Annotated in this window: 5 protein-coding genes; 1 reads left to right on the top strand and 4 read right to left on the bottom strand. The window is 53.4% G+C overall.

Translation table 11 applies throughout. The annotated features are described in order from the left end of the window. Window positions 1–114: 114 nt before the first annotated feature. From ACYVH9_RS24980 to ACYVH9_RS24965, 4 genes are all read right to left on the bottom strand, one after another. Window positions 115–918, bottom strand: a complete 804-nt coding sequence (locus ACYVH9_RS24980; RefSeq protein WP_460639152.1) for a hypothetical protein — start codon at window positions 916–918, stop codon at window positions 115–117. A gap of 91 nt (window positions 919–1,009) precedes the next feature. Next, window positions 1,010–2,254 (bottom strand): NRAMP family divalent metal transporter, encoded by a 1,245-nt coding sequence (locus ACYVH9_RS24975; RefSeq protein WP_460639151.1) that lies wholly within the window; start codon window positions 2,252–2,254, stop codon window positions 1,010–1,012. A gap of 12 nt (window positions 2,255–2,266) precedes the next feature. Next, window positions 2,267–6,046 (bottom strand): hydantoinase B/oxoprolinase family protein, encoded by a 3,780-nt coding sequence (locus tag ACYVH9_RS24970; protein WP_460639150.1) that lies wholly within the window; start codon window positions 6,044–6,046, stop codon window positions 2,267–2,269. Between the two features lie 78 nt (window positions 6,047–6,124). Next, window positions 6,125–8,647, bottom strand: a complete 2,523-nt coding sequence (locus ACYVH9_RS24965; RefSeq protein WP_460639149.1) for a PIG-L family deacetylase — start codon at window positions 8,645–8,647, stop codon at window positions 6,125–6,127. A 223-nt stretch (window positions 8,648–8,870) separates the two neighbouring features. Here ACYVH9_RS24965 and ACYVH9_RS24960 point away from each other — a divergent pair, with 223 nt between their 5' ends. Beyond that, window positions 8,871–11,555: a sodium-translocating pyrophosphatase gene (locus tag ACYVH9_RS24960; protein ID WP_460639148.1), complete on the top strand. Its 2,685-nt coding sequence runs from the start codon at window positions 8,871–8,873 to the stop codon at window positions 11,553–11,555. Window positions 11,556–11,603 lie beyond the last annotated feature (48 nt).

Raw genomic sequence — 11,603 nt, 5'->3', positions numbered from 1 at the left:
GTCAATCAGGGGTATTCAATAAATAAATAATGCTTAACCTGATTGTCAAGCATTTATAGCAAGGGGGTATTTCAAACCGTACAGATCTTGAAGACCGGCAACGTTTTGACCGTTTTACTTCCTTCTCTTCTTCGCCTTCACCCATTCCTGTTGGAACGTAAGCATCACCGATTCATGCTCCGACACCGGATAATTGACCAGCATATGCCGGGCTTCGTGGCTCATGGGCAGGTAAACGAGCCCCCGCACAGACTCACCGGGTTGAAGTGTCGTAGGCTTCATGGACAATTCTTTCCAGCGGTACGTTTCGTAGTCATACCGCTCCATTCGGTTGGCAAACGTTCCGTGGTCAATGATGCGCTTGGCCTGGATGGCCGCATAAATGTTGTTGTGCGTTATCCGGTTTTGCATCCAGCGCTCCGGACGGTGGTTGTTCCGGTTCGACGAGCTTGCGACGTCGCTGGCAATGGCCGCAACCAGCAAAACCGTGTTCAATACTTTGGCGGTCTTTAGGCGCTTGACTTCGCGCTCTTGATTGTAAGCGGTGCGATCAGCCTCCCGAACAGGATCCGCTGCGGCAAACATGAGCGGTTTTTGGGGCGATTGAGTAATGACAAAAACCGTTTGCTGGTCATTATCCAAAGCCGTGTATTCAAAATCGGCGGGATTGACGGTAAAAGAATGATCCGTCTTGTTTTTGACTTCAATATCCAGCGCAACGTATTGCAGATCCAGCCGCTCAAAAGAGGCCACAACGGTAATACCTTCTTTTTCTGCTTTTGTCGTCGGTCGTCCTTCGATTTGGGCTATGTCGCCGGATACGGGGGTGAACTGATACACTTTGGTCGCACAACCGCTCAAGCCACTCAGCGCCAGAAGGCAAACCCACCCGATAAGTATGTATCTTTTCGTCTTCATACCGTCCTTCGTTTGTTAAACCGAAGATACAGTTCTCTTTACCTAAAATCAATGGACTTTGTGACGAACGAACCAGAACTTCGATAAACCGTCAGGAAAGCAGATTCTGAACGGCCAGCCAGACGTTCCAACCGCCAAAAAGCATTGATACGGCCACCACCAAAAGCATCGCCAGATTTTGCCATCGCGAATTGCGGTATCCGTCCGGAATGAGTTTGGGGTCATTGATGGTCAGAAACAGAAAAACCGTCGCTACCGGTAGCAGAATTCCGTTGATTGCCTGGACTACCACAATAATCGTTACCGGATTGTAGTCTGACAAGCCGACCAGCAACCCAATTCCCAGCACCGACAGCCAGACGAGCCGGTAACGCCAGGTAGTAGCCGTCCACCCCAACAACCCGCGAGCGGTCACTGCGGCCGCCAGCGGGGCCGTCAGCGACGAAGCAAAACCGGCGGCAAACAAGCCAAAAGCAAAGAGGCTTCCGCCCCAACTACCCACCCGCTCACTCAACACATTGGCCATGTTCTCAAACGAAAAGCCGCCCGTTACGAGCAAACCCGCCAACAGCAACACGACCGAAATCAATCCGCCCAGCAATACAGCGATCCAGATGCCCAGCCGCATTTCGCTCAGCGTCTGGCCTGAGGTAATTCCCGATCCAAAAAACAGGTTATAAGGCACGATAGTTGTCCCGATCAGGCTGTTGATGAGCAGCAATGACCCCGACGGGAACGAAGGAATCACCAACGATTTTACGACCTCGCCCGACGAAACGGGGGTTCCCATGGCCACGTAAACAAAGGCCCCTCCCATCGCAAAAACAACGATTCCCAGAAAATTGGCAATCCATTGCGTTGACCCAATCGCCAACAGCACCAGGCACACCAGCCCCACGCCAACCGTCCATCCTTTAACCGACCAGCCCGTCAGCAGCGCCAGGCCTGAAACGGCCCCCAAAATGTTACCCGCCTGATAAGCGGCACACCCCAGCCAAATTGCAAAAAACAGCAGCGCGGGAATGGCCTTGCCTCGATCCCGGTTAGCCAGGGCAATCGTTTGCCCCAAGTCCCGACCAGTAGCAATGGTAATGCGCGAAGCGGCTTCCTGGAGCCAAACCGTACCGAGCGTTGCAAAGGTGAGCACCCACAGCAGACTCAAGCCGTATTGAGCACCCGCCATCGTGCAGGCAGTTACTGATCCGGGACCGATGAAAGCCGCCGAAATAACCGACCAGAAGAGAATACTTCCCAGACCGGAACGAAGAGAAAGCGTTTTGATAAGTGACGAATTAAGCGTTAAGAATTGAAGGTTAAAATAGCCGTTATTTCCCAAACTTTTTACTCATCACGCCGAATTCTTAACCCCATAGCCCCCTCCGCCCGGTGTTTCAATTCGGATCCGCTCGCCCGGCCGCATGGCCCGCGTAAAAATTCCGGGCAGCGGTTTTTCATCACCATTGCCATCAATGAGTGTTTGTTGTCCCGGTTTTCCGGATTCTCCGCCCTGCAAACCGTAAGGTGCTTCCACCCGGTGTTGACTTAGTAAGGTTACCTGAACCGGTTCTAAAAATTCAACTTCCCGGACAATGCCATCGCCACCGCGCCATTCGCCAGCCCCGCCCGAATCTTCACGAATCGAAAACTGATGCAAGCGAACGGGATACCGCCGTTCCAGTTCTTCCGGATCGGTGAGCCTGGTGTTTGTCATGTGCTGATGCACCGCCGAACGACCCGCAAAACCCGGACCGGCCCCGGCCCCACCCCCGATGGTTTCGTAATAACCAAACGGTTTTCCGGTCTCTACCGGTTTTCCAAACAGGAAGTTGTTCATTGTTCCCTGACTGCAAGCCGATAATTCCAGCGCCTTCAGTAAGGTATCGACCAGTCGTTGACTGACTTCCGTATTGCCACCCACCACCGCCGGGCATTCTGTCGGATCATCCGAAAACGCCGGGTTCAGAAAACTTTCCGGCAGCTGAATTGAAACCGCCTTCATCAATCCTTCGTTCAGGGGAATATCCTGATCAACCGCGCGCGGTCCGACCGAACGCGGCCCGACCGAGCGCGGCTCGCACCAGAGTCGTAAAACGTACAATACTGCGCTGTAAAGAATGGACAGATTAGCGTTCAGGTTGCGCGGGTGAACCGGAGATGTTCCGGTAAAATCCAATGTAATTTGCCCGTTGCGAACGGCTATCGCCACTTGAATCCGGTGGCCGTCATCCAGTGTCTCCCGGGCCGAAAACGTTTGGCCGTCGTAGTCACGCAAAAGAGGCTGTAACGCGTTGGCGGCTGCCTGCTGGAGCCGCTGCATGTATTGATGCACGGTAGGCAAACCATGCCGCCGAACCAGTTCCTGCAACGCGAGCTCGCCCGAACGCAGGGAAGCCAGCGCGGCTTCGATATCAGCCCGGTTTTCGATCAGCGCGCGGGTCGGATACGGTGCTTCCGTAAACCGTTTTTGCACGTCTTCCCATAAAAACCGGCCTCCTTTTACCAGGTATTGGGGTTCAAGCACGACACCTTCTTCCACCAGTCGTGTGGCATCCGGTGGCATCGAACCGGGCACTTTTCCGCCAATCTCGGCGTGATGCGCCCGGTTCACCACGTATCCGATCCGTTCATTCTGGTCCGTAAAAACGCCGGCCATCAACGTAATATCCGGCAGGTGCGAACCCCCGTATTTCGGATGGTTCGTTATAATTACATCACCCGGGCCCAGGGTGAGTTTTTCCAGCACCAGGCGGGTGCAAATCCCCAAACTACCTAAATGCACCGGAATATGGGGGGCATTGACCAACAATTCAGCCTTTTCGTTGAGCAGTGCACAGGAAAAATCCAGTCGTTCTTTCACATTAACGGAAAAAGCCGTCCGCTGGAGCTGCGCGCCCATTTCCTCCGCAATCGCCGTAAACCGCCGGGCAAACAACTCGGTCTGGGCCGCTTCCAGTAACGGTGCTTCCCGGTTTTCCGGTTCTCCCGAAAAACGAGCCGTGGCATTCCGGCCCGGTCCAATCGTGATTTCCCAACCGCTTTTCAAAAAGCAGGATGAAGTGGCATTCAACAACAAGGCCGGACCGCCGAAAAAAGCGCCTTCTTCCAGCTTTTCCCAGGTATACGCAGGGATGCCATTAACGAAAAAAGACGGTTCGGCCCTCCGCTCCGAAACCACATCTAACGAAATTAGTTCCGATTGTTTTTCACTGCCAACCACCACCCGCATGCTTTCCACTTCAATCAGGCGGTTGCTCGGGAAATGGCCGTATAGCTGCACATACCGCTTCTGAAATGCTACATCCAGCCGGTCTGAATAAGGTATTTCAACCGTACTTTCCTGCCCCTGTAACCGCAAATACAGCAAAATCTGCCGCACTTCCGCCTTTACCTGGTCACCGGCATCCTTTTGTAAAGCTTCGGTAGCCTTTTCAATCAATTCGTCGATGCTGTTTTGCAGCCTGGGAGCAAAGTCCGACAGCGGCTGCAGAATTTGTTGGGATGCCAATCGTTCAATCCGGGCTTGTCCCATACCATATGCACTGAGTAATCCGCCATCAAAAGGCAAAATGAGGGTTGTAATGCCAAGAAGTTCGGCCACCGAGCAGCCATGTAGTCCGCCCGCGCCCCCAAATACCAACAGAGCATAATCTTTGGGGTCAAAACCACGCGCCACGGATATTTTGCGAATAGCACCGGCCATCGTTTCGTTGGCAATCCGCTCGAAGCCCATCAACAGACTTTCTGCATCGACAGCCTCGTTGGTCTGTTGCTCCACCTGTTGACAAACGGCCTGTAGAGCCACCCTGGCCTGCTCAGTATCGACCGGAATGCCAAACAGGGCGGGGTGCAGACGACCGAGTAACAGATTCACATCCGTAATGGTGAGTGGCCCGCCCGCCCCGTAACAGGCAGGTCCGGGAAATGCCCCCGCACTCTGGGGGCCAACCCGCAACTGATGCCCGTCGTACCAACAAACCGATCCACCGCCCGCAGCCACGGTTTCTACGGCCAGCGAAGGTGACTGTAACTCAAACGCACCCACTCGGGTGGTAAACTGATAGTCGACCCGCCCATCGAAGCGGGCCACATCCGTGCTCGTTCCGCCCATATCGAGCGTTAAGGTTCGGGAAATTGAGCTACGCCGGGCAATTTCCCCGGCCCCGATGACGCCCCCCGCCGGCCCACTTAGCAAACTATCTTTCGGCTGAAACAACTCCGCCCTGACCAAGCCTCCTCCACTGGTCATGATCCGGACCGCGTTTCCTTCTAATTGGTTGGTGAGATTAGTCAGGTAAGATTGTAAAACGGGCGACAGATAAGCATCCACCACGGTGGTTTGCGTCCGGGAAACGTAGTGAATTGCCGATGATATTTCGTGCGAGAGCGTCACCCGAAAACCCGCTTGCCGCAAGGCATCGCCCACTTGTTGTTCATGCGCCGGATTTTTGTACGCATTGAGCAACGATACGGCCACCACCTCCGGCTGTGTGGCACGCAATTGTTCGATGAGATGAGTCACCGCCCGATCCGACAGGGGCCGAACCAATTGTCCATCAGCCGCCATCCGTTCGTCCAGTTCCCAAACGGTTTCGTAGACAATTTCCGGGTCTGGAATCGCCAGTTCAAAAAGACGAGGCCGCTGTTGAGTACCAATTTTGAGCAGATCTTTAAACCCCTCCGTGACGACCAGCGCCACCCGGCCCCCTTTTCGTTCCAGGAGGGCATTGGTTCCTTTCGTCGTTCCCAGGCGCATTTCCAGGGTTGGGAAAGGCTGATCTAACGGTGTTAGACACAATAACCGCGTGGCCAGAACCGGCGCTTCTTCACCCGTTGACAGCTCAACAGTCGCTTGACTTATTACATGTATCTCCCCATCCAGCAACAAATTACCTAAAGTATCCAACTGCAAAACCGTTGCCGTCTCTCCGGTTTCCAGAACCCGCAGCCGATATCCTTGAAAAATTGGCGCTTTGAGCCAGGATGCTTCCAACCGAAGTGATGGTTCCGCAACCAATGTTCCGCGAAGGCAGCTACTGCTGAGGACTTTGGTGCGGAGCAGGCTACCGGCCGGATCAATGGCCATACCATCCGTAAACGTTCCGCCCGTATCAATCCAGATTTGCCACATGCCGTTCATACCGCTCCGAACCGGGTCCGGGCGGCTTTAAATTTTATCCGTAAAAACGAAAATTGTTAAACCGTACGGCTATTGGCCGACCGAAATCATATTGGCAAATAATCGGTAAGCCCCCGGAACGCCCGCGGGTAATTCGCGGAAGAAAACCAGCCCGGTGTACATGAAGTGTCCTTTTCCGTACTTGGTGTAAATCAGGCTTCCTTCTTTGGCGGCTTCGTTGGTGTCATGAGCGGAGAAAATGGGTTCGTACGCTTTGTCCCAATCCTGCGCAAAATAAAGACCACGCTCCTGAATCCAGCCGTTAAAATCCTGCTCCGTAATTTTGTTGGGCGAATTCAACAGCGGATGTTGAGGGTTCAGAAACGTCATTTTAGCGTCTTCTTCCGTAACCCGCTCCCGGCCAATCGTAAAAGGATACGGGCCAATCTGATCAACTTTTAACCCGTTTTGGATGAACGAACCGCCGGGGGTAACGTACTGGACAATCATCCGCCCTCCGTTTTTGACGTATTCCATCAATCGGGGTTGGTAATACCGCAGCCAGTCTTCCGTATTGTAGGCCCGCACACCCGTCACAATGGCATCATACCGGGACAAATCACCGTTCATTTCGCGGGGTCCGAGTAGGGTGACCTGGCAACCGATCTGCTGCAAAGCCGCGGGGACCAGGTCGCCAGCTCCGGTAATGTAGCCAATCTGCTTGCTGGTTACCTTGATATCCAGCTTCACCAGTTTGGCAGCGGCAGCCGGAAAAACCGTCTGGGTCGGAATGTGTTTATACGCTACGAGCCGCAGGCTGCTGGCGTAGTCCGCTTTCTTGGCCGAACTCACAGTAACCATCGCCCGTAATTTCCCTTCACTGTAGGTTGCCGATGGAAAAACCCGGAACGTCACCCGCGACTCCTGCGCTTTCCCCTTGAATTCAAACGGTACCTGCGCTGGCTCCACCCGCCAGCCCGCCGGAACTTCCAGGTTCAGGGTGCCGGAAACCGCAGCCCGGCCTGACCGCAGTACCACATCAACGGTTTTGGGGGTATCATCGGCGAACACATAAACGCCCTCGGCCAGATTGACCATCACTGCCGGTTGAATAACAAAGGGGCGGTAAATTTCGCCATCAACCGGATCCGTCGATTTGTAGACCCACGGGCGACTAAACGTAAATTTCTCCCCGCCAATCTCAAACGTGAATAGGGAAGTAAAAGCGGGCGGATTTTCGGGAAGCCCAATCAGTGTCTGATTCGTGACCTGAAACAGTCCTTTTTCGACCGGTTTTTCCAACCAGTAAGGCTGTGAGATCGGCTGGTTGGTCGGAATAGTAATCGCACTCGTAAAGGCAGTGACATCGTTGGGTTTTAGCGCCAGATTGATAGCGGTATCTTTTTTTAGGGCTGGTACTTGCACCCCAATCAGCCGTACTGGCACATCGCTCCGATTGACCACATTGCTGGTCACCTGCAATCGCTCGCCGGGGGCAGCTGCGTAGTCATGCGGATTGGTTTCAAACCATAATCCCATGCATTGCTGAATCAGGTTTTCAACTTCCTGCCGCTTGGCTTTTACGTAGACATTGGCCGTATCCAGTTGATTCAACGCCTTGTAAGTTTGTACCAGAATCGGCACGGAAGCAGACGGTTTTTCGGGCTTAAACGCGGTAATAGCCTGATTGATCAGCTGTTGCACTTTCGCACCGCCCGGAACCCTTTTCCAACTCAGGTCAATGCCATTGAAGGGGTCGGTTGACGCCGGTGCTCCACCTTTTAGCAGCAGATAATCGATTTTAACCCCGCGATTGGCGGGAACCCCAAAACCCTGGCTTTTGTGCTGGCTCCGGCTCTCGGCGGCAATTTCACCGTAAGATTTCCCCAGTAAAGGGTTATACAAACCTGTCTCTACCGCAATTACGCCCGGCTCGTCCGGTTTTTTGTTGCTCATAAACGCACCCGGAATAAAGACATTCCAAAAAATGCGCTTGGGCTGCCACGGTTTCACCCATTTGAGTTGCTCCGGGTATTTGGTCGGATCGTTGGCAATTTTAAAGGCCTCTTCGGCCAAGTATGCCGACGCGCTATGATGACCATGTCCGGCCCGGCTGTCGGGTGGAAAACGGGTAATGATCACATCCGGCCGGTATTTCCGAATGGTCCAGACGACATCGCCCAGGACCTGCTCCTGCCCCCAGGTTTTAACGGCTTCTTCGGTTGATTTGGAAAACCCGAAATCATACGCCCGACTAAAAAACTGTTCGGGTCCGTCGATGCGCCGGGCCGCCAGCAATTCCTGCGTGCGGATAATGCCGATGTATTCGCCCTGTTCCGAGCCGATCAGGTTCTGGCCGCCATCGCCCCGGGTCAGGGCCAGGTATCCCGTGCGCAAAAGCCGTTCGTTGGCCAGGTAAGCCAGCATTTGGGTGTTCTCATCGTCGGGGTGAGCGGCTACGTACAAAACCGTACCCACCACATTGAGTTTCTTGAGGCCCTGTAAAATGGTCCCGGCAGCAGCGGTTTTATTCTGGCTATAAGCTAGTTGTGACGCAAATACAACAAAGGCAATTGAGAAAATAAGAAAAAAACGGAATGGATATCGGTTCATCATCGACAGGAAGCGTTCACGTGGTCAGCAAAAATAGTCAGCCCGGGCTAACCATCTGCTTCTTAAACACCTGCATTTTGAATTAAATCCCGTTTTTTTTTGCTCCATAGGAAAAGCAACAATTTTTCCCTAAAATTTATCAAAAGCTCTTGCTTCATTTTCAAATGCTACTAATCCGATTATATTTGCCTCTTTCCATAAACAACCCTTTTACTCCTTCAGCATGAATTTCAGTATTTACCTTGTTCCCATTCTGGGTCTGATTGGCCTGGTGGTGATGTATGCCAAATTTATGTGGGTTTCGCGTCAGGAGGCTGGCAACGAGCGGATGCAGGAAATTGCGTCGTATATCGCCGACGGTGCCATTGCTTTCCTTAAAGCCGAATGGCGCATTTTAATTGTTTTCGGTATTGTGGTGGCTGCGCTGCTCAGCTTTGCCGGAACGCTGGTTGAAAACTCCGACTGGCCGATCGGAATTGCCTTTGCCATTGGCGCTTTTACCTCAGCACTGGCGGGTTATATCGGCATGAAAATCGCCACCAAAGCGAACGTTCGCACCGCTCAGGCCGGACGAACCAGCCTGATGCGCGCCCTGAACGTTTCCTTCACCGGTGGTTCGGTGATGGGAATCGGCGTTGCCAGTCTGGCAGTGATCGGTTTGAGTGTGTTGTTCATTCTTTTTCATTCCATTTATGTGGGAGCTGGCGGGGACGTCAACGGTATTCCGATGGAAAAGACCCTGGAGGTGCTGGCGGGTTTCTCGCTGGGTGCAGAGTCCATTGCCTTATTTGCCCGGGTTGGTGGCGGTATTTATACCAAAGCTGCCGACGTAGGGGCCGATCTTGTGGGGAAAGTTGAAGCCGGGATTCCGGAAGACGATCCGCGCAACCCCGCCACAATTGCCGACAACGTGGGTGATAACGTCGGTGACGTTGCCGGGATGGGTGCCGACTTATTCGGTTCCTACGTGGCCACCATTCTGGCCACCATGGTGCTTGGCCGCGAGATCCGCATTCCAGAAGCCGACAACATTCTGGGACACGCCCCAATTGTGTTACCGATGTTGATTGCGGGCCTGGGACTCATTTTCTCCATTGTCTCTACGTATTTTGTTCGGGTGAAAGACGATAACGGCAATGTTCAGGGTGCGCTGAATATGGGCAACTGGGCCTCCATCATCCTGACCGTCATTGCTTCGTATTTTCTGGTAAATGCCATTTTGCCCGCTGGAGAACTCGAAATCCGGGGCGTTGAATTTACGCGGCTGGATGTATTTTACGCCATTTTCACCGGCTTGGTCGTCGGCGCTTTGATGTCGATTATTACGGAATATTATACCGCTATGGGCCGCCGTCCGGTTATGACCATCGTGCGCCAGTCGTCCACGGGACACGCCACCAACATCATTGGCGGACTTTCCGTCGGAATGGAATCAACGGTGTTACCGATCCTTACCCTGGCCGCCGGTATTTTTATTTCTTACAAATTTGCGGGTCTGTACGGGGTGGCTATTTCGGCCGCAGGTATGATGGCCACCACCGCCATGCAGCTCGCTATCGACGCCTTCGGTCCCATTGCCGATAATGCAGGTGGTATTGCCGAAATGAGCGAACTGCCCGAAGAAGTTCGGGGCCGTACGGATATTCTGGATGCCGTTGGTAACACGACGGCGGCTACGGGCAAAGGATTTGCCATTGCGTCGGCAGCCCTGACTTCGCTGGCGCTGCTGGCGGCTTTCGTCGGTGTATCGGGCATTACCGGCATCGATATTTACAAAGCCGACGTGCTGTCCGGGTTGTTCGTCGGGGGCATGATTCCGTTTATTTTCTCATCGCTGGCCATTGCCGCTGTAGGCCGTGCGGCCATGAAAATGGTGGAAGAAGTTCGGCGTCAGTTCCGCGAGATCCCGGGCATTCTGGAAGGAACCGGCAAACCGGAGTACGAAAAATGCGTAGCCATTTCAACCCAGGCTTCCATTCGCGAAATGATTTTGCCGGGTGCCATTGCTCTTATATCTCCCGTGATTGTGGGCTTTTTGTTCGGCCCCGAAGTGCTGGGCGGTTTTCTGGCCGGAGTGACAGTTTCGGGGGTGTTGATGGGTATTTTCCAGAGTAATGCCGGAGGAGCCTGGGATAACGCCAAGAAATCGTTTGAAAAGGGGGTCGATATCAACGGACAGATTTATTACAAAAAATCGGAACCACACAAAGCGTCGGTCACTGGTGATACCGTTGGCGATCCGTTCAAAGATACCTCCGGCCCTTCGATGAACATCCTGATCAAGTTGATGTCCATTGTGTCACTGGTCATTGCACCGTACATTGCCATCCACTCGCACCAAGCTACGGGATACGCCCAGGAAGGCGTGGTAGCCGAGGGCACCACAGAGGGAGTTGAGCTGGAAAAATCGACCGCAGCCGACAACGAAGTGGTTTACACCCCCAATCTGGGTGCTTTCCAGGCCGTCAAATTAACCAATGGCGTTGACCTGACCCTGCCCGAACGTGGAGTAGAAAACAAGCTTTTGGGCTTCATTCAGGATGATCAGAAAGCCGTTGACAAAGAAACCTGGTTTGATTTTGACCGGCTGACGTTCGAAACCGGCAGTGCGACCCTGGTATCGTCCTCGCAGGAGCAGCTGCGAAACATCGCCGAAATTCTGAAAGCTTACCCCAATGTCAGCGTCAAACTGGGCGGTTATACGGATAATACTGGCGATGCCACTTCGAATCAGAAACTTTCGGAAAACCGGGCGGCATCTGTCAAAAAAGAACTGGTTACCCTCGGTATTGCAGAAAACCGCCTGACGGCAGAAGGCTACGGTCAGGAACACCCGGTGGCTTCGAACGATTCCGAAGAGGGCCGTGCTCAAAACCGCCGAATTTCAATTCGGGTGACGAAGAAGTAACGGTTTATTACGGTTCAGCCCACTGTAAACCGTAACGATAACGCTGAT

Source organism: Larkinella harenae, from assembly GCF_054780515.1.
The sequence above is the reverse complement of the archived record's forward strand: the minus strand, read 5'-3'. Positions and strand labels throughout refer to the sequence as shown.